Below are 23492 nucleotides of genomic sequence, written 5' to 3'. Positions count from 1 at the left end.
CCCTGCCCATGACTTTGGCGATCGCTCTTACGCCTTGCCTGATTTCACAGGCGCGGGCGGGCGAAAGCGTAGCGGTCGCCGCGCCGGGGAATGCCGGGCTGGACGCGCTGGACCGCAAGCCGAGCCAGACTCCGGCGTCGGATACGCTGGAAGGCGGCATCTGGGCCGAAGTCGCAAAGGCGGAACATGCCGCAAAAACCTCTGGCGAACGCAACGCCGACCCCGCGCTCAACAGCTATGTGCGCGGCGTCCTTAGCCGCGTCGCTGGTCCCTATGATGGCGACGTCCGCCTTTACGTCATGGATCGCCCCTTTTTCAACGCCAGCATGGCGCCAACGGGATATACCGAAGTCTGGACCGGTCTGATGCTTCGGTGTGAGACGGAGGATGAACTGGCCGGGGTGCTGGGTCACGAAACAGCGCATTTTCGTCACTCACACAGCTTAAAGCAGTTTGAAGCAACCCGGACCGGCCAGAATCTCGCCCTGGCTGCCACCCTGGTCATCGCTACGATCTCCGCCGGGGCCACCGCCAATGCCAATTCCTATTCGGCGATGCGCAGCATCAACGACATCACGCGCGGGCTGATCGACCTAACCTATCTGGGTACGGTTTCCGCCCTTATGAGTTATTCGCGCGAGCGCGAAAGTGAAGCCGATGCCTATGGACTGGCCTACGCCCACAAGGCAGGCTATTTCACCGGAAGCGCCGCCGATCTGTGGCACGAAATCCAGGATGAAACAGCCGCCTCCGATTACGAACGGGTTCGCCGCATGGGCGGGCGGGCGACAATTTTCGACAGCCATCCCGTGGAAGCCGACCGCATCGCCGCCGCCAAGGCGCGCGACGCAGAACTCAATGGTGGCAAACCGTCGCTCAGAACAGCGGAGGAGCAAAAGGCCGCCCGCCTCGCCTATCGCGACCATATCCGGCCCTATCTCGGCGCGTGGCTCAAGGACGATTTGCGTCGCCTGGACTATGGCCAGACGCTGTATCTGGTCAATCGCCTGAGCGTCGATGGCCAGGACATGGGCCTGCTCAACTTCTACAAGGGCGAGGCCTTACGGCTGCGCAATGGTCGCCGCGCCGGCGGGTTACCGACGGACATGGACGACGCCGTCCTGGCCTACAAGGCCGCCCTGACCTTTCCCGATGCCCCTGTGGAAACCTGGCGCCAATTGGGGGATGTCCATCGTCACCAGTTCGACTTTCTGGGGGCAATTGATGCGTTCAAACACTATCTGGCCCTGGCGCCCAATGCCGAAGATGCCTGGATGGTGCAGGACCAGGTCGATACCATGTCCAAGGATCTGATGCTGCCTGCCGGCGTCGCCGAATCGACATCTGGCGCCGAACCGAAATCCGGCGCTGAACTGAAATCTGGGGGAACCAAATGACCATGAAAACCGTGCTAAAACTCGGCGCCGCGACGGCCGCCGCTGCTATCCTGTTGGCGGGCTGCGCCTCCGGACCGCCCCTGGTGCCGGCCGGCAAGATGTCGGTCGCCAGCAAATATAGCGTGACTCTGGACCGCAATTGGGCGGATGTCAGCAAGCTGTTCTTCCGGCGCGCGCCCAAGGTGCGCATCCTGTCCATCGATGGGGTATTGCTGAACCGGCTCTATGTTTCGGACGGGCTGACCTTCGTCGATCCATTGATGGTGAACGCCATGCGCGGGGACACCAAGAACAGCCCCGCGCCGCGCGGCAAGCTCAGCATGTCTTTGTCAGAGCAGATGGAATTCGTCTCGTCGTCCCTGGCCACCATGGACTACCTCAAGGTCGAGACCAGCAATCCGAAGCCGGTGACGATCAGCGGCGCCAAAGGCGTGCGTTTTGAATTCACTGCGCGCACGGCCGAAGGACTCAATCTGCACGGACTGGCTCAGGCCGTGTCCGACAAGGGATTGAACTACTATATCGTCTACATCGCGCCGGAAGAGCACTATTACGCCGCCAACCTGAAAAACGTCGTGGCGACCATGGATTCGGCCAAGCTGCCGTAAAAGCGCCCCTGCCCTTTTATTACACCTGCCTTTGAGCCCGAAACGCGCCATGCACGTTCCGGGCTAAAGCAGAGTGCCCCTACCGCCAAACCTATACCTTGAGGAATATCTTCTTGAGATAGAAGGGCAGTACGAACAACCAGCAGACGATGACGGTGAACAGAGCGTAAGCGAAGGACATGGCATAGGGATCGGGTATGAGGCGCGTCAGGAAGACGATCATCTGATGCGTCCATCCGGTCACGCCCATGAAGACCGAGAACAGCCAGCCGAAGACATAGGCCAAGATGGCATTGGTGCCGAATACGCGAATGGGCATGGCCCATTTGGTGTGGCCCATCTTGTCCATAATCAGCATCAGAACGGACAGGATCATCATGGCCAGGCCGCTGGTCAGCAGGGCAAAGGACGGGGTCCACAGCTTCTTGATGATCGGCACCTGGCCATCCATGGCCAGGGCGCAAATGACCAGGGCCAGCCCGGCGACCAGGGTGCCGCCAACGGCGCGGGCCGGTGTCTGTTTCTGGATGAACAGGCCGATCAGGATACCGGCCAGAATATTAAAGATGGCCGGGAAGGTCGACAGCAGGCCTTCGGGGTCATAGACCACCTGCCCTTTCTCATTGGTGCCGCCCTGATAGATGTGGTGGATTCCCGGAATGATGCGGTCGATATAGGATGACCAGGCGCCTTCCGGATCGAAGCGGTTGACGCCATAGCCAGGCACCGGGACAAACTTCACCAGCAGCACGTAACCGACAAGCAGTCCGAACGCCCATATGGCCAAAGGCCGGGGGTGCAGCACCAGCTTACCGCCCGCTGCGTGACTGTGGATCAGCACAAGCCCGGCCGCCAGAGCGTAACACAGGCCGATGCGTTGCAGGACGCCCGGAAAGCGCCACGTGGCGAAATCGAAATTGGGCAGCAGGTTCAGGAACAGGCCAATCGCAATCAGAATGGCCGCCCGACGAACGATATGTACCGCCATCTGGGCTTTGCCGCCGTCTTCCATGCGCCGCCCCATCGACAAGGTCATGGAAATACCGACGCAGACCATGAAGCCGGGAAAGACCAGATCGGTCATGGTGAAGCCATGCCATTCGGCGTGGTCGAACGGCGCCCAGATATGCGACCAGTCCCCGGCATTGTTGGCCAGCAACATGCCGATAATGAACAAGCCGCGCAGGATATCGAGCGCTTCGAAACGCGTCTTGCCCGGCGTCTGAGACGCGGTTCGCTTTACGGCCGGTTTTTCCTTTTTTTCGAATTTCAGAATATCGGCCGCCATGCGCATCCCCTGTTGGTTTTCTGTTGGGGAACACTGTCATAGACGAGGAGGCTTGCCAAGATGAAAGTGGCGTTGCCCAGGTAATACCCAATACAGTACCAATTAAAATGTCACCTCCACCTTACATTTTTTCCAGATGTAAGGTTGACATTACATGATGCCGATGTAAGGTAAGCCTTACATCACCCCTTCATCCCATGGATGCCCGCATGTCCTCTCGTTCTCCCGCCGCCCAATATACCATAGGCATGAGTGTCTGGATGGTCCTGTATATGGCCGCCATTATTTTCAATGGCATCTTCTTCCGCCGCTATACCGCCGAAGGCCCCCTGCTCTACGCGCTGGCCGTCATGCCCGCCCTGCCGATCGGCGGCACCATCCTGACCATGTTGCGCTATATCGAAAAGAGCGATGAGTTCATTCGCGCCCAGATCACGCGCCGCTTCATCCTGGCCACCGGCATCACGCTATTCATCTGCACGGCCTATGGCTTTCTGGAAAACTATGCCGGGCTCCAGCATTTCGACCTCTACTATGTCTATGTGCTGTTCTGGGCAGCCTTCGGCATCATCAGCCTCATTCTGCGGGGGCGCTGATGAAACAAATCCTGCGTGAATTGCGTACCGAGATGGGCCTGACCCAGGCCGATCTCGCCACCCGACTGGGCGTCTCTCGCCAGGCCGTCATCGCCCTGGAAACCGACAAGCATTCCCCATCGCTCGACCTCGCCTACAAGATTTCGGGCGTGTTCGACCGGCCGGTCGAAGAGATTTTCGAAAACCCGTACCGTCCGTCCCAAAGCTAAGCCACCCCGTCTTATCCCGTCTCAGCCCTGGCGTCTCCTTGCAGACCGCCTTAGCGCCCCCTTGCCTGCCGATCTCCTCATTTTCGTCCAAAGGAAGCTTCTCATGTTCAATCGCTTTTGCGGCTCTTTTCCTCGCCGCGGTATTTTCAACCGGCCCATGGCCCTGATCGCCATCATCGTCGGGATTGTGGCCGCCATATCGGCGGGCCATTCCCGCGCCGCCACACCCTATCCCGACGCCGCCCACGCCCGTTTCACGGTTGAGGTCAGTGGCACGGGCCCCGATGTCATTCTCATTCCCGGGCTGGGGTCGTCAGGCGCCACGTGGGACGGCACGGTCGCGCATCTCAAAGGGCATTACCGCCTGCATGTGATCAATCTGGCCGGGTTCGCCGGTGTGCCCGCCGGGGCCAATGGCGATGGCGAGGTCCTGGCGCCGTCCGTTGCGGCGATTGACGCCTATATCAAGGCCAACCACCTCAACAAACCCACCGTGGTCGGCCATTCGCTGGGCGGGTTGATGTCATTGATGCTGGCCAAGGCGCACCCGGAAGACACCGGCCGGATCGTTATCGTCGATGCCCTGCCCTATGTCGGCGTCATATTCAACCCGATGGCCACGGTCGATATGGTCAAGCCTCAGGCCGCCGTCATGCGCGACACCTTGATCGCCGCATCGGCCGACGGGTTTGCCGCTCAGCAGACCGCCGGCACCGCCCGCCTGGTCACCGCGCCGGACAATCAGGCGCGTGTGCTGAACTGGTCCCTGACCTCTGACCGCCGCGTCTTCGCTAAGGCTCTGTACGAAGACCTGATCATCGACTTGCGGCCCGACCTGAAGGCCATCGCCGCTCCCGCCACGGTGATCTTCGCCAGCGATGACGGCGCCGAGGCGATTTACAAGGCCAACTATGCCGGTAAGACCGACATCACCTTTACCGGCATCGCCAAGGCCCGCCACTTCGTCATGCTGGACCAGCCGGACGCCTTTTACGCGGCTCTGGACGGGGCGTTGAAATAAGTAAAGGCCTCGGACGGCGGTCCGGGGCTTTTTTGCTAATCCAGCATCCGGCGGTAGACGAGGAAATCCGTCTTTTCCGCCAGTGTGTTGTACAGGCCCTGCGCCGTCGTATTAGCAGCGTCCGTATTCCAGTACAGCCGTTCCGAACCCTGTGCGCGGGCGATATCGGATACCGCTTCGATCAAGGCACGCCCCACGCCCTTGCCGCGCGCCCGTTCATCGACATAGAGGTCTTCGAGGTAGCAATAGGTCGTGCGCGCCCAGGTCGACCGATGAAAGACCAGGGTGACGAACCCCAGGGTTACGCCGTCTTCGCGCGCCAGCAATAGCTGCATGGGCTCTTCCGGGTCGAGACAACGCGCAAAGGTCAGGTCGCTGATCTCATCCGGCAAGGGATGGTTATAGAAGGTCAGATAGGCCTGCCATAAGGGCCACCACGCGCTCTTGTCCGCCAGAGCGGCCTGTTCGATATGCATCATGATCTGTCCTTGTCATCGCTTGCGCCCGACCGATTTAATCGTCCGTCCGAACCCGCGCAACCTTATAGATTTTCCTTATATAAAAAACAAATAGTATTGATTTCATTTATGCGGCAAAACCCGGCACAACGGTCTTCATCAACTGAGCCTATTTGAGGAGATCGCCATGTCTGACGCAAAATGTCCGTTTCACCAAACCACCACCGCTGGCGCGCCGATCGCCGATAACCAGAATTCGTTGACCGCCGGAGCGCGCGGGCCGATTCTGATGCAGGACTATCAGTTGCTCGAAAAGCTGGCGCACCAGAACCGCGAACGCATCCCCGAACGCGTTGTGCACGCCAAGGGTTGGGGCGCGCATGGCACCTTCACCGTCACCCACGACATCACCCAATATACCCGCGCCAAGATATTTGGCGAAGTCGGCAAGGTGACGCCGCTCATCACGCGTTTTTCGACCGTCGCCGGCGAATTGGGCGCGGCCGATGCCGAACGCGACGTGCGCGGCTTTTCGGTGAAGTTCTATACCGAGGAAGGCAATTGGGACCTGGTCGGCAATAATACGCCGGTCTTTTTCATCCGCGATCCGTACAAGTTTCCGGATTTCATCCATACGCAGAAGCGCCATCCGAAAACCCATCTGCGGTCGGCGACGGCCATGTGGGACTACTGGTCGCTGAGCCCCGAAGCGCTGCATCAGGTGACGATCCTGATGTCGGATCGCGGCCTGCCGATTTCGCCCATGCATATGAACGGATACGGGTCGCACACCTATAGCTTCATCAATGCCGACAGCGAACGTTTCTGGGTCAAGTTCCACTTTAAGACGCGTCAGGGCAAGGTCAATTACACCAATGCCCAGGCGGCGGACATCATCGGCCAGAGCCGCGAAAGCTATCAGGAAGCGCTGTTCGGTGCGATCGAAGCCGGCCAAGAAACAGGAAAGTATCCGAAGTGGGACCTGTTCGTCCAGATCATGCCCGAACTGGAAGCGGAAACGACGCCGTACAATCCGTTCGACCTCACCAAGGTCTGGCCGCACGGCGATTATCCGCTGATTCCGGTCGGCGTCATGGAATTGAACCGCAACCCCGACAACTACTTCAACGAAGTGGAGCAAGCCGCCTATTCGCCCTCCAACATCGTGCCGGGGATCGGGTTTTCGCCGGATCGCGTGCTTCAGGCGCGCATCTTTTCCTACGCCGATGCGCACCGTTACCGTCTGGGCACCCATTACGAAGCCCTGCCGGTCAATGCGCCGAAATGCCCGGTCAACCACTATCATGCCGATGGGCAGATGCGGTTCTTCGATAACTTCAAGAACCCGGACGCCTATTACGAACCCAATAGCATGGGCGGCCCGACCCAGGCGCCGGAATACCGCGAACCGCCGCTGCGGATTTCGGGCGACGCCGACCGGTATAACCACCGCGACGGCAATGACGACTACACCCAGGCCGGCAATCTGTTCCGGCTGTTCGACGAAGGCCAGCAACGCCGGACCTGCGAAAACATCGCCGGGTCGATGAAGGGCGTGCCGGAACATATCGTTGAACGGGCCCTGGCCCACTTCGACCGGATCGACCCGGCCTATGGCGCCGGCATCCGCACGGCGCTCAGCCACGGCGGCGACGCCGAGGTCCAGGCCACCCGCGACCTGTCGTAAACAGAAACCCCGCCCATAAAAAACCCCGCCTCGTGCAAACGGGGCGGGGCTTAAACTATGGGCGATTACGCCTTCTTGACAAATTCGGTCCGCAGCACCAGGCCCTTGACCTTATCGGCATTGCACTCAATTTCCGCCTCGTCATAGGTCAGGCGGATATTCTTGATCAGGGTGCCGCGTTTCAGGGTCACGCCGCCGCTGCCCTTGACCTTAAGATCCTTGATCAGGGTGACGCTGTCGCCATCGTGCAACTGCGTACCGTTGGAATCTTTTACAATCAGTTCATCTTCGTCGTTCGCCATAGGGCCCTCACTGGGTTGGGGCCGCGAAATGCCGCCCCGGATGGCAAAAGCCCCTACGACATGTGGGGCCTCTTGACTAGCCCTTGCAATAGCCTTCGTTGGCCGCAACGACCAGACAATCGGTTTTTTCCGCCAGCCACTTCATGCCGGTGGCCGCGCCATTGCCCTTATGGATGACCAAGGGCGCGCCGTCGCGAGTGATGTGGATGCCGTCACCTTCCAGGGTGCCTTTGAAGGTGCGCGGCCCGTCGAGGTTCTGGATGACGACCTCATATTCGCTGCCTGCCGGGGTGCCGGATGGCGTAATGGTGAGCGACGTGCCTTCCGGCCCGGTCCATTTGCCGACATAGCCGGTGGCATCGAAGCTCGACATGGCGCTGGACACGGCGTGTTGCGCGGCTTCGGCGGCGGTGATCGACATGGCCGCCGATTCGGAGGATTGAGACGACGCGGCTTCATCCGGGCCTGGCTTCGGTGTACAGCCGGCCAGCAGGGTGGATGCGGCCAACGCCATGCCGACGCTGCCTAAGGCAACGGTCTTGCCGAACGATCTCATGCGGTGTCTCCTGGGACGATATTCGATTTGCAGATTTAGGGAGGATGGTCTCACGAAACCATGTCCGGCCTAAGGCTTTTTTATAAACATCTCATCAGAAAGTCTGACCGGCCTGCGTCTGTCGGGGCGCCGCTTGTCTAGTGGACGGGCGGTCGTTAAAAGGGCGCGACACTCAGGAAAAAGCCCATGCCCCTCCGCGTTCGCCCCATTGCCCACGGCTCCGCCGATTACGCCGCTGCCATCAATCTGCGGCGCGCCATCCTGCGCACGCCGCTCGGTTTGGACTTCACCTCGGCGCAACTGGCCGCCGAAGCAGACGATACGCATCTGGGGGCCTTTGACGGCGACGATCTGGTGGGGACGGTGCTGATCGCGCCCTATGACGATGTGACGGCCAAGCTGCGCCAGATGGCGGTGGACGATGAGCAGCAGGGCAAGGGCATAGGCGCGCAGCTTTTGAGCGCGGCCGAAGACGCAGCCCGCGCCGCCGGCAAAACCCGCATCACCCTGGCCGCCCGCCTAACGGCGCAGGCCTTCTATGAACGGCACGGGTACGCCGCAGAGGGCAATGTCTTCGACGAAGTCACCCTACCCCACATAAGCATGCACAAGTCTCTCTGATTTTAGGCGTTTTTTCGGCTTGCACGGTGCGGCAAAAGCCATTATCAACCCGGCTCTTCCTCAGTTGCCCCTGTGGTGGAATTGGTAGACGCGCCGGATTCAAAATCCGGTTCCGAGAGGAGTGTCGGTTCGAGTCCGACCGGGGGCACCAAGGTTATCCACAGGCCCTGTGGACTACTTGAAAAATCCCTTAAAATCTGGTAGGTTATACGTGTCGCAGGCCACGGCCGTCCACCAGTTTCCACCCCCATCCACGCGATTTTGGGGCATAATTGGGGGTATAGCCCGAAAGCTGTCACACGGTACGTTGCTATTAAGTTCCAGGAGGGAACATGGCTCTATCGGAAATGACGGCACGCAATGCGAAGCCGACAACTAAGCCATTCAAGCTCTACGATGAGGGCGGTCTCTATCTTTTTGTCACGCCGTCGGGTGGAAAATTCTGGCGGGTGAAGTATCGATGGCAAGGCACTGAGAAAGTGCTGTCCGTCGGTTCTTATCCGGAGATAAGTCTTAAAGATGCGCGGCAGAGGCGTGACGACGCCCGCCTCCTGCTTGCCAACGCGGTCGATCCCTACGAGGAACGGAAACGCGAGGAAAAGGCAAAAATTCTGGAGAAGAGCAGCACCTTGCGTGTCGTCGCGCACGAATTTATCGAGAAAAAGCGCAAGGACGGCTTTTCAGAGAAAACGCTCTACAAGATGGCCTGGTTCTTTTCCCTCATCGAAAAGGACCTTGGCGACCAGGCGCTCGTTGATCTGATGCCCTACGAGATACTCATGGCCATCCGCAAGGTGGAAGCCAACGGACATCACGAGACGGCAAACCGCATCAGAGCCTTTATCTCAAGGGTCTGCCGCTACGGCATCCTGACGGGGCGAGCTGCGACAAATCCCGCCGCCGAACTGGGGGAAGCGCTCATAAAACCAAAAGTGCGGCACCACGCGGCCATTATTGATCCGGGTGCGTTCGGCCAGCTCTTGCGGGATATTGAAGCCTACCACGGCTACATCGGCACGCGGCTGGCTTTAAGGCTCCTACCTCATATATTCGTGCGCCCCGGAGAGCTTCGCAGCGCCGAATGGACGGAAGTGGACCGTGGCAACTGCGTCTGGAAAATACCGTCTGAGAAAATGAAGATGCGGGAACCTCATTCCGTTCCACTATCTCGCCAGTCGTTGGCAATTATCAATGAAGCACATGTCAGGTTCGGCAATTACAAACTGGTGTTCCCGGCGCACAAGGATTCAGGCCGTAGCGCAGTTACCACCAAAATCTACGTTCCGTTCAATCCGGTATGAAAATTTTTAGAATAGGATGCCGCCGCGTCGACCTCGTCTTTAATCTTTCCAAAGTAAGCACGATCTAACGGGTACTTTAACCGACATTCGACAATCATTTAGGGTAATGGTCAAGAAGCCATATATTTTACGTACTCGGCGTAGCCAAATCGGCTAAACACTTCCCAATGTCATCGGACTCTACAAATAGATAATTTGGCGAGAGCGTCAGATTTGAAGTTTCGAAAACAGCCTTAACGACCCCGAACGATTCCACCGCTTTTCGGATGGTTTCAGGATTCAAATCGGAAGCACCGGACAAGTAGCTTGAAATAGTGTTGGTTCCAGATCCTATTCCGAAAGCTTGAACCCTTAAATGTCCTTGGACACGGTTGTTTGAAGCCGCAAGGGCTAAGGGCATAAAACCAGAGACTGAGACGTTGGATTTTGCGCTAGATAGAACTGCTGTCACGCGAAGGCCTGAGCCAATGGCGATTCCACCCGATCCAGGCGCTCCTCTGGCGCATGGGACGGTAGTGTACCGGTAGTAGTAGTAGGTGACTTGATAAAAGCCTTTTTTAATTGTGCCACCTGCGACAGGAGAAACGATAGATCCGTCAGCATTTATTTCTTCAATTTGGACAGACTCGTCAACTATATCGAATACCTTGGATAACTGTGCGCTATCAAGTGCCCCCAAGGTCGTCCGTCCCGTTGGCAAACTGATCTGAACGTCGCCGGCGGGAGTTGGGGTGAAGTACTGGCGTCCCTTCAAGATTACTTCCCCGCTTGAAGAAATAGCGCCAGGAGGCGTCCACGCAGCTCCCGATTTTGACGCCATAGTCTCAATCGCTAACTTTCGAATGTCTGGTTTGCTTGTAACTTCCTTTGGAAGTTTGACGCTAAAGACCTTCGCTTCGGTCGTGGTATTTATCGCAAGGCCGCAAAACGCAACCAGAACTAAGTCAGATACCCTCATGTTCCTTCCCCTTGGCTTGACCAGTAAAATAACTGCGCGTTTAGTTAATGCTCGCCACCATTGCGAGAGTCAAGTGGCAAGGGCACACTCATCAGGTGTGTGCTCCGCGCAGGATCGTTAACATTCTCGGCGCGTCACGTTGCGACCGGGATGTAAGCTCATTGGCCATTCAAACAAGAATTTTAGTCCCATCTCGCAGATGCATGAGACAATCCTATCACCACTGCGCCACCATAGGACACGTTCGCGGGATGCTTCCGGCTTGTCTCATGCTTGCAGAAGAGCGTACCCGGAATTCGAAAGAGAATGAGGACACTTAGCTCATCTAGCGCTAATTACAATCAACACCAGAGGTTGACTGCGCGGCTATTTCGTGAAGAATTTGTTAAACAACGATTCCGGGGGGACAAGAGTGCCTATACAGTCTGTAACAAATGGTCGCGGGTCATTGGCTGACGAGCGCACATATCCGCAGCTGAGCCCCGCACTCATTCTTCCTTTGGCAGTAAGGTTTGCTTTTGGGTCTGATTGATAAGAGCGATCGATGCCCCAACGGTAACAACCGGCGGCATTTCTGAAAACTTACTCTCTGATTTCACAACCATTACAGCTACAGCTCGGCTTCCTTCCGGCGGCACCGGCCTTGCAAAGATTCCAAACAACATCACGCCTCCTTGTGTAGCAGCCTGCCGCTAGACGTAAGATTGAAAAGAGTAGCCCGGAGAAATACCCAAGCCAAAGCATTACAGACAACGCCATACGCCCAGACCCACAAACCAGCATACGAACCCGACATAAACGCTCCTGTACGTATATACGTAAATAGGCGAGAAAAGAGAACAAACAATGCCACCTGAACTAGAAAATGTTCATTCGGTGAGAAAATAAAAACAACCGCTACAAAAAAGGACGAAAGTTGGGTGATTTTTTCGCTTTTGGTCAGCAAGGCAACTGAAACAAACAGTGTTCCATAAGCGATGCAGGTGAAGTGGATTTGAAGGGCTGCCTTGTTGATGCCTAGCCATCTGATCCGCCTGAGACCACATAGGTTCAAGTTTACCAATACCACTTTTAATGGTGAAATGCGGTCGCCAACGCCTCAACCGTGAGGCCTGGCCTAACCGGAAGCATGTTGAACAACTGCTGCATCCAATCTGACAAATCCGGACCGTGATCAATACATAACACCGGGACTGGGGGTCTCGAGGGGCTCGATGGGGGTCTCGTCTGAAATGATCTCATTATTAAATTTTTGATTTCCTTGGGGCGCTCGGGTTTGACGGCGCGAAGATCGGCGCCTTGTCCAGCCTGATCGTGGAGGAACTGCGTAAAGGACTGGAATCTGAACGCACAGGCCGCGCCGAAGCCGTCTTCAAGGACAATGTCGCGGCCGGGCGGATTCAGTTTCGTCTGCGCGTTGACGGCAATAACTGGCCTCTGCCGTTTTATATGGAAACGACTGAACCGGAAGGAGCGCGGCAGCTTGTCGGCAAAACGGGCGGGCCGCTGGAGCATAGTCTGTTCGCGCCGCTCTATGAAAAGGATCTCAACGGCGAAGAACAGAATGTCGCCGTTCATCTCGATAGCGACAAGGCGCTGATCTGGTGGCACCGCAATGTGGCGCGGTCGCAATACGGGCTGCAAGGCTGGAAACGGGCGAAGATTTATCCGGATTTCGTGTTTGCCGTGCGCTGTGACAATAAGCCGAACCGCATCACCCTGCTGGAGACCAAGGGCGATCAACTGGATAATCTCGATACGGCCTATAAGCGCGAGATGCTGAAAGTCATGTCGGATAACTTCGCCTGGGACGATACGATGCCGGCGGGAACGATAGAGCTTGTCGGCAATGACGGCCGGACGGTGGAATGCGCGCTGATACTAATGAGCGATATCGGCACGCAATTGCCACCTTATCTAGCATCCTGAAACTTATATTTACCCGGAATAAGCGCTCACTCGGCGGGCGGGGATTGCGCCTCCCGCTCATGCTCGGCGAAATAATGCCGGGCGAAGGCGACCAATTGGGCATCGGTCGGATGATCGACCGTTTCCCAGCCGACAACCCGCTTGGCAACCGCAGCGTGATGCTTTTCGATATTTCGCCGGAAGTCGGCCTGGGCCATGTGCGACCCGACAACCAGTATTTCGGTTATGCCATCGAGCGCATTGCAGACTTCCGTGAAAAATTCATGCTCGGTCCGCACCTCGCTGTTGTGCTGACGGGTATGGAGGGTCTTTTCGAATACGGTCTCGATTTCGACCTGCTTCGCATCGAATTGCAGGATTTTTGCGGTGTGATGATCGATGAGCAGTACGGCATGGAAAAATGACATCGTGATAGCTCCTTGGGAGATAGCTCTTCTGGGTGATAGTTCTTGCGGGTGATAGCTTTTGAAAACCAAACGGATGCGATCAGGCCAAGGCCTTGAACACCGCCTGTATGTCGACCGTGAGTGAATTGTCGTGGCGATTGATAGGGACGACCGGACGCTGGATATCGAGCAGTTGGTAGACGGCGATCATAGCCGCCCGCACGGAATATTCGACCGTGAAGACCACGTCGTCAGCCACCTCAACAAACTGACTGACGAAGGCCAGGTTATGCGAGGCTTCAGGCACCGGCAAAGGCCGGTCCGTGTGCGACCGCGGCATGAACATACTGGTGATATAGGGCATCCGGCACGGAATACAATTGGCTGACTGCACGATGTGCGGGTCAAAATTGAGATGGCCGCACAGCTCTTGCAGGATATCGGCCCCCGTGCAGTCCGACATCGGCTTGACGACGAAGTTACCGATGCGGTCCGGATGCAGGCCATAGCCCCAGAAGACCTGCACACTTGCGGGCTGATCGGCGAAATGCGGTTGGTGCGCCAGAACGATCGACATCAACCAGTTGGAGTCCTTGAACGTCACCAAACCGCCAGTGCCGGCTTCGTTGCCCGAAAATTTCTGCATGGCGTCAAAGAAGGCCGTGTCGGGCAAGGTCACCGTAAACGACAACCAATAGCTTTCGGGGATGCTTGAGTTAAAGACCGAAGGCACGCCGAATTCTGGCCGGTCTTTTGCGAGGGTTTCCCATAGCGCCCAACTGTGGCTTTCGGCCTTGCCCAGCTTTTGCGGCGCCTGGGTCATGGAGCCGAAGCTTGAGGCGTCGGTCATGGAGCCGTTTTGCAATATGACCAGATCGACATTGCGGACGGGGATGGTCTCAGGCTTGCCGTCGCGCGTGGATTTGATGGCGGTGACGACGTGCTTGCCGTTTTCTTGCGTGAGTTCCAGATCGTTGACCTGGCAATTGCTCTGAAACTGGACGCCCTGCGCCTTCAGCCAGCGCACCAGGGGGCGGACCAGGGAGTCATTCTGATTGTAGACCGTGCGTTTGACGCCGGCCAGGGTTTCGATGCGGGTGAATTCCAGCATGAAACGATGCAAATAGCGCTTGAATTCGACGGCGCTGTGCCAGGGCTGGAAGGCAAAGGTTGTCTGCCACATGTACCAGAACGGCGTCTCCAGAAAGCCGGGGGACAGCCAGTCGGTGATACAGCTGGTGCCCAATTCGGCTTCGGAGGCTTCGAAGATTTTCACCAGTTCGAGGCGATCCTGCATCGAAAAGCCCATGGATTTGACGTCCAGGATATGGCGGCTCTTATCGACCAGCCGCGCCATGGCATGGGATCTGCGCTTCTCGTTGAAGGCCACGGTTTCCTGATACACCGTCGTGGCCGGGTCATTGAGCGACGGTATCCCCTTGAACAGGTCCCAGGTGCATTCGTAATTGTCGGTTGTCAGCATACGGCCGCCCCGCAGGCGATAGCCATCGGCCGGATTGCCGGCGCCGTCCAGGCTGCCGCCCACGACCGGCAGGGCCTCATAGATGGTGATATGACTGCCTTGCATATTGCCGTCGCGGATCATGAAGGCCGCCGCCGCCAATGACCCGATGCCGCCACCAATCAGGTGGGCGCGACGATCGGACCGGGATAAGGAGAGTGCGTTTGCTACGGAGGTGTCCATGTGAGGGACCTTTTCTGTAAAACCATCCGGATGACGCAAGGCCGCGCCACGGATCAAAAGACAATTGCGCAAAATGGCCGCCTCCCGAACACAAAGGCGCGGCGCAACTTTACCGCACGGATCATGAACCCGTCGGTGGTCTATCGGTTTGACTTTGGTCAAATCGCGGCAATCTGCCGCTGGCAGTCCGAGGCGCTATCGGCAGTTCACCGCACGTATCAGGACACGGCTAAATAAGCCGCCGGGAGATACCGTAGCGAAAGCGATGCCAAGGGTGGCTCGCGTTCCGCTACGGTCCGGCGGATGAAGCGCTAAGGCTTCGAGCCGTCGGCGCCCTTTGTCTCGCAGCCCTTTTTGCAAACCAATCCTCTTGGCTCCGTTGTCGGATAATTGACAGCCGTTTGATCTGCGTAGTTGGACGGATCGATATGCATGTCCTTCAGGACTTTCTCCGCCGTTGCCTTGACGGCGTCGACGGAGCTGGCTTGGCCCGTAATAATAACGAGCGGGCGTTGTATTGCCGTTTGAGGCGGCGTCAGTTTGGCTTCGTCCGTCTTATGGTAGCCGAGGTTCCATTGGTATTGCACGTAACCATCGGTCGCTTCTAGCTGCTTTTCTGCATTCCGAATGCGTTCCCCTGCCCGCGTGATTTCCTCATCCGGTTGGCTCAAGCCGCCTTCCTGCGACGCCATACCGACCACAACCACGAAGTCGAAAGCGCCATCTGACGCCACTGGTTTGGGAAGAACAATCTTGCAGGTCTTGATGTCTTCGCGCACGTCAAGCGTGCTTGACTGGGCGAATTTCCAGGACACAACCCGCAGACCATTGATCGTTTGCGATATGCCTTCATTTTCACACTGCAATTGCGGCGGATAGCGGTCGACGTAAACCGTCTGGGTGGTCGCGACGGGAGGTTGATGAGGGCTGGTATTGGTTGGCGTCGCGGCGCGGAGCAAGTTCGCAAGCCCGAGTGCCGCCAGTATAAGACCGGCCACCAATCCGATCAGCGCCACAACCAAACCGCAATAGATCAGGATTTTCTCTATAAATCCGGCCTTTCGCAAACGGTCCTGGATGGATTCGATGGCATAGATTGCGAACGGGAAAAGCAGGATCAGGCCGACGATTATAAACGCAAGCGCAATGGAGGGAATGAAGAATTCATTCTTATCACTGGTGACAAATTGCCATTTCTGCGCCGGCGTCATGTCACGCCACAAGATCTTTTTTTCCGCCTCACCCGAAGCTTCAGTTGCGGCAGGATGCCCTGTGGCCTCGCCGCGCGCATCCGCCTTCGCACCCGGAGAGGTTTGAGACGTCTGGGTCGCTTTCGGGGTCTCACCGGACGAACCGAGTTTGGAATTGACACCCCAGGTCACGGCCACGCCTAAGGCCAATACCAACACTATGGCGACGAGGTTCCACTTGGTTACCCTCACCGTTTCCTGCCACCGCGTGTCGATGGTTGCATACCCCGTGCCAGCACCCGGCTTTGCCGGCGCCGTCGCGATAGACCGCCACGATCCGACAAACCCGATGGGAAAGAAGAATTTCAGGAAGAAGTAGAACGCACAAAGACCTAGCAGAAGAACGGGAAAATCGGCGATGCCGTAGCCACCCTGCCCGGTCTGTGGCAGCTCGATCAACAGGTCATCCAGCACACCGGCCGCCACCGTGAAGAGGAACATCCACAAGATCGAAGTCTGGTATTTTTCCCATTCCGCACTCTTGGTCTTTGCTGGGACAACTTGGTCACGTGTGTAGGTTCCCGGTGCAATCGGCGAGGTGACGACCAGTTGATTGCCTGTCACGTTCGCCCACCAGGACTTGGGGGCCACGGTCCGTTCCCATGCCGCTTGGTCCGCAAGCATATTCTGCAGCAGCGTCTTCATGTCCGCGATGCGGCTCTGCAATTCCGTCGCATCGCTTTCGAGCCGCGTCGCCTCCTGCTCAATGGCCTGAATCATTCCTTCCAGGCGCTCACGCTCTGCATGCCTGCCGCCGATCCCCGCCTTCAACTTTTCAATATCATCGGCCAGCTTGGCATCAAACTCAGAATAGGCCTCCTTGCAGCACTTCAGGCCGTTCAGGGCTGCTGAAAGACAGCCAAGAAGACGACCATAGAGTTTGTCAGCAAACGACCGCTCGCTGCTTTCAAGCCGCTTTTGTGCTGTTTCAATAAGCGCCGCGACGGTGGAAATAACGCTATCGAACTCTGTAGCTTCCCTGGTGAGCACATCTCTTTGCGCGCCCAATGCCGCTATCTGACCTTCATGCCTGGCAATTTCATCGGCGATGCCGGTGTCGGCTGAGGCGTTTCCTGTTCGCGCCTGAAGGTCCTTCGCTAACTCATGCTGTTTTTTTGCCTTTTCCACCAGGCGCCTGTGGACCGCTTCCAGTTTATCGATCTGCAGCTCCAACGTCTTGGGGCTTGTGGGTGCGGGAACATCCACCGCGCCCTTCCCCTTGAAAATCGACGTGAATATGCCCGAACCGTCGTCGCCGCTTTCAAGCTCATTTTTGCGTTTGATGATTGAGAAGCCATAGAGGGCGAGAAAAATGGACAGGGCCAGCACCAAAAGCGTGGCAATTTCAGGCAACTTTACGATGTCCCAAAGGGTATTAGCCTGTTCTGCCCCCTTGCCAGATTCTCCTTCGCCAAGGTGAAGCAAGGCGCTAAATGCCAGATGTACAAGCGGCAATTCCCCCTCATCGCCACCGATCTTATCGATGATATCTTTCGCAAAAAGGAAGATGATGGTGCCGGTGATACCCAGCGCCTCGATAAAGTTCGCCTGAATGCTGACAGCGAAAGGGAAGCGATAGCCGTCCGAATTGGGATCGGCACTGGAATTCAAGGCCTCTGGTTCCGACGCATCAATCAGCGTCGAAAGGAAGAGGGTAATCAACACGCCAATCTGAAAAGCCGCGACCATCGGGAAGGAGCGCAGGGATTCGTCGCCATCCCCAAGAACATCATAGGCCATGTAACTGATTAGGCTGAAGACCAGCAGACTGACCAATAGGCAGGCCGTGGAAAAGGCCGGCAACCAGGACGTCAAGGATTTCCGGTCGATACCCTTAATCCAGTTCACCATCCAGTCGAACAAGCTGAATCTTGCCTTTGCAGGCTTTTCGATCTTCTCTTGCTTTTGTGGTCCTTCGAACGGCATAGCCCAAGCCCCCTTTGATTTCAGCCCCAAAGGAAGGTTAACATCCGTTAACAATATCCGAAACGCGCAATTTGCACTGCGTGTACGTTCAACCTTTAGCTGAGGCCAAAAGGTCACATATCAACGTTCTTAAAAAATGTGATGGAAAATAGGTTCACCAGTGTGCCGATTTCCCCCTAACATCAGGTGGTAGATCAACGCCGATTTGCATCCCCTTGTCAGTGCCGCCGGCAGGTAAAAGCTCGGATGCGTTGGCTTAATTGCAAACGCATCCTAAAATCGGCACGAGGTGCTTGGGCATTTTTCCCGAAACACAGTTTGACTGCCTCCGACGTGGAGGCAAACTGGTCTGGACGCGCTCTAGAAAGCCCAGTGAAGCCCTACCGTTAGACGTTGGCGGCCATTGTCGCCAAATTCGCCGTCAAAGCCTGCCGAGGTCTTTAACCGGTCAGAGACATCATAGCGAATGCCGACGCCAAGGGTGGCGCGCGTTCCGCTCCGGTCAAGGCCATCGGCCAGGACGGAAAAATCAAGACCGCTCAGCGACGCCGAAGCAAGGCCGCCCTCCCCGCCGGTGCGGCTGATGACGCCCGCGGAGGCAAACGGATGCAAGCGGTCGCCGGGATGCTGGCCGCCCTGCAATTCAATCTGCCCATCGATGAACCAGTCCGATGACTTTCCGTCCGTGACGGTAAGGGCAAAGGCGCCGCCCCCTTGTTCGGTGACGCCGTCGCGCGTCGTGCTGATGTAGCTAGCGCCCAGGCGGGGCTCAAACGCCCAATCGGCATTCAGCCTGGCACGATAGGATATATCCAGATCGGCCATGACGCTCTTAAGCGCATAACGGCCCGTTGCCATGATATCGCCCGGCGCCGAACGCTTTGTTGAAGCATCGGCTCGGTCATAGGCGGCCATCAAACCCAACTTGACCCCATGGATACGGACCTGCCCCTTGGTGCCTATGACAAGGCTGTTGGCCGTCGTGCGCGCGTCGAGGGCGCTGAGCTTTTCCACGCCGTTCAGACGGCCGAAAAACGCGCTTACCCAGGCGGATTGGGTGCCATAGCCGATACCGGTCACGATGCCGTCGTTATTCAGTCTGGCCGAGGTTATGCCGCTGGCGCCGTCGCCCGCCAGCTTTCGCCCGCTGTTGATCGCCTGGGCAAAAGCGAACGGCCCTGCGGCGTCCGTGGCGAAATGCGACTCCTGGCGCAGGACGTCAATGACGGACAGCGCATTTTCGGCGGCGAGTTGCGATGCCGACGCATAGGCTTGCGGCGTCAGGCGGGTCAGAGCGGCCGCGTCGCTTTCGCCGGTCGCGGTGACCAGGGCCGGCATGGCATCGATCAGAGAGGCGCCGACCTTGCCATCGATCAGCGAGGCGTTCAGGTTGGTGACAAGCGCCGACACCTGGGACGAGAAGTCTGGATTGGTCGAGAACAGCCCCAGCCCCTGGAGGCTGTCATCCGACTGGATGAGGTGGAGGTTGCCGGGCAAGCCGGAAATGGTCGAGAACGCTCCCGTTATGCCGCCGCTGGCCACTATGAGATCGAGCCTTTTACCCGGCGTCACATTCGGCACCCCTGAAAATTTAAGGGTCGCGCCATCTGCGATCGTAAGCGTGCCCATGACCTGCAATTTGTCGTTGACGGTCGGCGTCAGTTCGAACAGCGACGTCGAGCCCTTGGCCAGACTGACACTACCCACGACTGTCATGGTGCCCGGAGACGCGCCGGGGCTGAGGGTGCCATTTACGGTCAGATCGCCAAACACGGTTCCGGCCGAACCAAAGGTCGCCCCTGAGGCGACGGTAATGGTCTGCGCCGACAACTGAGAGCCGGCAAGGCCGATCAGCCGGCCGCCGGAGACATCGATCTTACCGAATGTGTAGCTTCCGCCCATGGAGGCCGTACCGGCCTGCATGTCCAATTCCGAGAAGCCGTTAAAGGCGGAGGTTCCCAGCGCCAGGGTCGGCGCATTGGCATCCGTAACCGCCAGTTCAAGCCGGCCATAGCCGCCATAGACGTTCGCGGAACCGGTAAACGTACCGCCGGTCAGGCGAAGCGTGCTGTTACCGTAGTTCAAATCTATACGCCCGGTAATCGTACCATGGTTTTCGATCAGGGTGTCGCCATAGAGGCCGATATTGCCGCTGATGACCCCGTCATTGTGCAGGGTGGCGCCATATCCGCCGCCATATATCGCATACCCTGTGTCACTGATGATCTGGCCAGTGGCAGCGTTGGTGAGGTCCGCCGGGCCATACGAGTAATAGAGTTCGACTGCGTTGGCGCCGGTGCTGCGAATAAGGCCGCTATTGACTAGGGAAGCCCCGGGCGCGGGCTGATAATAGTTATAGTAGCTGAGCGTGACCGCGGTATTTCCGGTCGTGATCGTACCGCTGTTGACAACATTGTTTACGCCATAAAGACCGTAAGACGGCTGACCGTTGGCGGCTTGCGAAATGCTGCCCGTATTGACGACTTTCGACGCGCCGTTCACAGCCGCCGCACTGCTTACCGTGATGGTGCCCGAATTGGTGACCAGGGCGCCGCCATTGATCGCTGCCGCGGGCGGACTGAAAAAATACTCGCTGGTGGCGGTTATATTTCCGGCATTTTCGAAGCTGGTGGTGTTCAGTAACGACACCCCCATGTAGTTATAACCCGTTTCTGAAAAAGACAGGTTGCCATGGCTGACAATGGACAGGGTGCCGGGATCGTCGGCATAGCTGGCGCCGTACGGCATGGTTACGGCCAGCGCCTGGGCATTGGCGACCGAAAAGTCGCCCGTTAAATCCACACTGCCTGTACCCGCCAGCAGTAAGGTATTATTCCAGGACTGGTCCGCGGTCAGATCGAGCTTTACCCCGTTGTTCAGATCATACTGCGTCCGCTCGAAGCTCGGCACCACCCCGACCTTGGCCGCGGTCGATGAGGTTACCTGAAAAACCACAGTATCCTGGCCAGCGCCGCCGTCGACCGTACCCGTGACATTGCTGAACCGGCCATCGACGTATGTCGAAATATCCGTGACATAGGTGTCGCCGGCTGAGCCGAACAAAACACTGCCGTTCACGGTTCCGCCCTGATCGACAAAGGTGCTGCTCTGGGGGTAATAATAAGGTGGCGCCCCGGCGAAATTCACATTGCCATTAATCGTGCCTGCATTTTTTACGGTGATGCCGCCATACGGCCCCTGGATAGCATCGCCGGAGCCGGTGATCACGCCGCCGGCCAGGTTATTGATATTACCGCCATAGGTGGTTATGCCGGCGCCGTTGGCGGCAATGATCGTCCCGCTGTTCGACACGGTGCCGCCGTACATCTGCACCCCGGTCGTCGCTCCGGTGATCGCGCTGGCGTTCGACAAGAGGCCGCTATTCAAGACAACCCCCGACGCCCCGTCAATTTCGCCTGTATTCGACATGGTACCAGTGAGCGTCATTCCAATGCCGCCAGTCGAGCGGATGAGACCGCTGTTGCTGCCCGTTGCGCCGTTAAGCACAAGGTTCAGAGCTGTACCATCGGCTGTGATCGTGCCGCTGTTCGAAAAGGTCATATCCGGGGACGCGTCGAGAATCGAACCGAACACGGCGTTTACACCATTTCCGCCCACCGCTGAGATCGTGCCGGAATTGTTGAACGATCGCAAGTTCGACGAGGATACGGCATAATCGTTATAGCTAATGACGCCCCCGGCGGGCGAAAAAGTCGAGCGGATATCACCGTTGTTGGTAAAGCCGAGCCGGGACGTATAGTCGTAAGGGGGGCCAAGGGTCTGTACGAAAGCGGCGCCAACGGAAGTCACCTGCCCGTTGGTAATGAAATCGCCGGAGCCACCAATCAACAGGCCGTCCGGCGCATCGCCGTTCAAGGTCGCGGTGACACCGCTGCCGAGCACGACCCCGACTTTCTGGAAGTTCGTCGGCATGACGAATTGCGAGAACACGCTGTCTAGGGTGACGCTCTGGGACATGTCGAAACGCAGGGTGTTGGTCCCGCCACCACCATTAATAGTCCCTGAAATACCGGCAATACGGTTGACCGTAGCGTCCCAGGCGACATTCAGCGTGTCGTCACCGTTGCCGAATATCACGTCGCCGTTGATCACGCCCTTTATATTGTTCAGTATAGAGGCCGATCCGGCGGCTCCCCCGATGTACATGCCGCCGTTAATCGTCCCTTCATTGATGATGTTGGCGCCGCCGTTGGCCTGCACCGCATAGCCGGGCGCCTCTATCAGGCCGCCGGCCGCGTTCGACAAGGTGAGATAGCCATTGGTATAGATGGCCGAGCCCGTCGTATTCCGGATTGTACCACTATTCTTAATTACGAATCCATCGACAGGCACGTAGATCGTACCGAGATAGCTATTGGACGTCATGACGCCGCTATTCGTCACGCCCACGCCGATAACAGCGAAATTAGTATTCGTGATATTGCGGAAGCTGACAGCTGAACCGGCCCCACCATCGATCAGGCCGGCATTGATCAGGTTGGCTACCCGAGCATAAACGGCGCCCACTGCTCCGCGAATGACTCCGCCCGCCCGATTGTTGACGGTCAGGAAGCCCGAAGCATTGTCACGAGCCTCCAGCCCGTAAACACTGCCCTGGACGAGACCACTATTGTCAAGCGTGGCGATGACCGTGCGGTAACCCGATCCGCCGGAAACGGGGTCGAGATAGACGGCGGACTGGCCAAAGATCTGGCCCGCTGTTCCAACCGTGATATCGGGTCGCGTAGACGGGTATGCGTAATTTGGTGCGGTCGCGTTGCCGACAATACCGGCGCGGTTACCAGAAACCGTCCCGTCCACCACGATCGTGGCAATCGTAGGTCCCCCCGATCCTGAGGTCACACCAATAGCTGCGTCATCGCCGGCCCCGCCGGATAAGGTCGCTCCCGCCTCCACATCGACCGTTGCGGTTTCTGTAATCGTCACCTTGCCGACGGTGGCGCCCGAGCAGGTTTTGGGGTCAGAGCCGACACAATCCGCCGATGCTGCACCGGCATATCCTGCCGTCAACGCGACAAGGCTAACCCCGAAAAGATATTTCCGCATCGACCGAACCGTCGAAATACCAAATGCAGACATATTATCCCCCCATAAAATCTAAATCTGGGACGGGTTGTATCTTCAATATATTACCGTTGTCGATACTGTTTGTTGACGTTTCGACACATTTTTCAATTTGTGATTGCTGCAAAAATCGCACATCAATCGCCCGGCACTTCGCCTTTGGACAAGGCTGGTCGGCCCAAGAGGCGAAGCGCTGCATCACACGTTTC

At 57.5% G+C, this 23492-nt stretch carries 20 protein-coding genes and 1 tRNA gene; 11 read left to right on the top strand and 10 right to left on the bottom strand.

The annotated features are described in order from the left end of the window. Window positions 1-8 precede the first annotated feature (8 nt). Both AEAC466_RS36055 and AEAC466_RS36050 read left to right on the top strand, forming a co-directional pair. Window positions 9-1397 (top strand): M48 family metallopeptidase, encoded by a 1389-nt coding sequence (locus tag AEAC466_RS36055; protein ID WP_023458749.1) that lies wholly within the window; start codon window positions 9-11, stop codon window positions 1395-1397. After that, on the top strand, window positions 1394-2005 hold the full coding sequence (locus tag AEAC466_RS36050) for a hypothetical protein (RefSeq protein ID WP_023458748.1): 612 nt from the start codon (window positions 1394-1396) through the stop codon (window positions 2003-2005). The genes AEAC466_RS36055 and AEAC466_RS36050 overlap by 4 nt, the downstream gene beginning before the upstream one ends. 91 nt (window positions 2006-2096) lie before the next feature. Here AEAC466_RS36050 and AEAC466_RS36045 read toward each other — a convergent pair whose 3' ends face one another. Next, complete coding sequence (locus tag AEAC466_RS36045) at window positions 2097-3293, bottom strand: acyltransferase family protein (RefSeq protein WP_031239001.1); 1197 nt, start codon at window positions 3291-3293, stop codon at window positions 2097-2099. A gap of 209 nt (window positions 3294-3502) precedes the next feature. Here AEAC466_RS36045 and AEAC466_RS36040 point away from each other — a divergent pair, with 209 nt between their 5' ends. The 3 genes from AEAC466_RS36040 (at window position 3503) to AEAC466_RS36030 (ending at window position 5119) form a co-directional block, all read left to right on the top strand. After that, window positions 3503-3889: a hypothetical protein gene (locus tag AEAC466_RS36040; RefSeq protein WP_031239000.1), complete on the top strand. Its 387-nt coding sequence runs from the start codon at window positions 3503-3505 to the stop codon at window positions 3887-3889. Continuing rightward, window positions 3889-4098: a helix-turn-helix transcriptional regulator gene (locus AEAC466_RS36035; protein ID WP_023458745.1), complete on the top strand. Its 210-nt coding sequence runs from the start codon at window positions 3889-3891 to the stop codon at window positions 4096-4098. The genes AEAC466_RS36040 and AEAC466_RS36035 overlap by 1 nt, the downstream gene beginning before the upstream one ends. Window positions 4099-4201: 103 nt before the next feature. Continuing rightward, window positions 4202-5119, top strand: coding sequence for an alpha/beta fold hydrolase (locus tag AEAC466_RS36030; protein ID WP_023458744.1), 918 nt, complete (start codon window positions 4202-4204; stop codon window positions 5117-5119). A gap of 35 nt (window positions 5120-5154) precedes the next feature. On the opposite strand, the gene AEAC466_RS36025 is transcribed toward AEAC466_RS36030, so the two are convergent. Continuing rightward, window positions 5155-5598 carry a GNAT family N-acetyltransferase gene (locus tag AEAC466_RS36025; RefSeq protein WP_023458743.1) on the bottom strand — a complete coding sequence of 148 codons (444 nt, stop codon included), beginning with the start codon at window positions 5596-5598 and terminating at the stop codon, window positions 5155-5157. A gap of 166 nt (window positions 5599-5764) precedes the next feature. Here AEAC466_RS36025 and AEAC466_RS36020 point away from each other — a divergent pair, with 166 nt between their 5' ends. Next, a complete protein-coding gene (locus tag AEAC466_RS36020; protein ID WP_023458742.1) occupies window positions 5765-7264 on the top strand; it encodes a catalase in 1500 nt (499 codons plus the stop codon). A 65-nt stretch (window positions 7265-7329) separates the two neighbouring features. Here AEAC466_RS36020 and AEAC466_RS36015 read toward each other — a convergent pair whose 3' ends face one another. Next, window positions 7330-7566, bottom strand: a complete 237-nt coding sequence (locus AEAC466_RS36015; protein ID WP_023458741.1) for an alkylphosphonate utilization protein — start codon at window positions 7564-7566, stop codon at window positions 7330-7332. Between the two features lie 76 nt (window positions 7567-7642). Continuing rightward, window positions 7643-8122 (bottom strand): hypothetical protein, encoded by a 480-nt coding sequence (locus AEAC466_RS36010; RefSeq protein WP_023458740.1) that lies wholly within the window; start codon window positions 8120-8122, stop codon window positions 7643-7645. Window positions 8123-8308: 186 nt separating this feature from the next. Between AEAC466_RS36010 and AEAC466_RS36005 the strand changes: the two genes are divergently transcribed. From AEAC466_RS36005 to AEAC466_RS35995, 3 genes are all read left to right on the top strand, one after another. Continuing rightward, on the top strand, window positions 8309-8743 hold the full coding sequence (locus AEAC466_RS36005; protein ID WP_023458739.1) for a GNAT family N-acetyltransferase: 435 nt from the start codon (window positions 8309-8311) through the stop codon (window positions 8741-8743). A gap of 66 nt (window positions 8744-8809) precedes the next feature. Next, window positions 8810-8894: transfer RNA gene (locus AEAC466_RS36000), tRNA-Leu, on the top strand. Window positions 8895-9075: 181 nt separating this feature from the next. Then, on the top strand, window positions 9076-10044 hold the full coding sequence (locus tag AEAC466_RS35995; RefSeq protein WP_023458738.1) for a tyrosine-type recombinase/integrase: 969 nt from the start codon (window positions 9076-9078) through the stop codon (window positions 10042-10044). A gap of 127 nt (window positions 10045-10171) precedes the next feature. Here the strand turns inward: AEAC466_RS35995 and AEAC466_RS44535 are convergent, their stop codons facing one another. Further along, entirely contained in the window at window positions 10172-11002 is an 831-nt protein-coding gene (locus tag AEAC466_RS44535; protein WP_155913690.1) for a hypothetical protein, read from the bottom strand. Window positions 11003-11490: 488 nt separating this feature from the next. Next, a complete protein-coding gene (locus tag AEAC466_RS44530; protein WP_155913688.1) occupies window positions 11491-11667 on the bottom strand; it encodes a hypothetical protein in 177 nt (58 codons plus the stop codon). Window positions 11668-12301: 634 nt separating this feature from the next. On the opposite strand from AEAC466_RS44530, the gene AEAC466_RS35990 reads away from it, so the two are divergent. Then, window positions 12302-12931 (top strand): hypothetical protein, encoded by a 630-nt coding sequence (locus AEAC466_RS35990; RefSeq protein WP_023458737.1) that lies wholly within the window; start codon window positions 12302-12304, stop codon window positions 12929-12931. A gap of 26 nt (window positions 12932-12957) precedes the next feature. On the opposite strand, the gene AEAC466_RS35985 is transcribed toward AEAC466_RS35990, so the two are convergent. Together AEAC466_RS35985 and AEAC466_RS35980 are read right to left on the bottom strand one after the other, a co-directional pair. Next, on the bottom strand, window positions 12958-13338 hold the full coding sequence (locus AEAC466_RS35985; protein ID WP_023458736.1) for a hypothetical protein: 381 nt from the start codon (window positions 13336-13338) through the stop codon (window positions 12958-12960). 79 nt (window positions 13339-13417) lie between these two features. Continuing rightward, window positions 13418-15022 (bottom strand): oleate hydratase, encoded by a 1605-nt coding sequence (locus AEAC466_RS35980; protein ID WP_023458735.1) that lies wholly within the window; start codon window positions 15020-15022, stop codon window positions 13418-13420. 30 nt (window positions 15023-15052) lie between these two features. Here AEAC466_RS35980 and AEAC466_RS35975 point away from each other — a divergent pair, with 30 nt between their 5' ends. After that, entirely contained in the window at window positions 15053-15259 is a 207-nt protein-coding gene (locus AEAC466_RS35975) for a hypothetical protein (protein WP_023458734.1), read from the top strand. A 74-nt stretch (window positions 15260-15333) separates the two neighbouring features. On the opposite strand, the gene AEAC466_RS35970 is transcribed toward AEAC466_RS35975, so the two are convergent. Both AEAC466_RS35970 and AEAC466_RS35965 read right to left on the bottom strand, forming a co-directional pair. Continuing rightward, window positions 15334-18198 carry a hypothetical protein gene (locus tag AEAC466_RS35970; protein WP_023458733.1) on the bottom strand — a complete coding sequence of 955 codons (2865 nt, stop codon included), beginning with the start codon at window positions 18196-18198 and terminating at the stop codon, window positions 15334-15336. Between the two features lie 360 nt (window positions 18199-18558). After that, window positions 18559-23298 carry an autotransporter outer membrane beta-barrel domain-containing protein gene (locus AEAC466_RS35965; protein ID WP_155913686.1) on the bottom strand — a complete coding sequence of 1580 codons (4740 nt, stop codon included), beginning with the start codon at window positions 23296-23298 and terminating at the stop codon, window positions 18559-18561. Between the last annotated feature and the right edge of the window lie 194 nt (window positions 23299-23492).

It is taken from the genome of Asticcacaulis sp. AC466 (assembly GCF_000495815.1).
Classification (GTDB): domain Bacteria; phylum Pseudomonadota; class Alphaproteobacteria; order Caulobacterales; family Caulobacteraceae; genus Asticcacaulis.
Note: the sequence above shows the minus strand (reverse complement) of the source record. Positions and strands in the feature narration are given on the sequence as shown.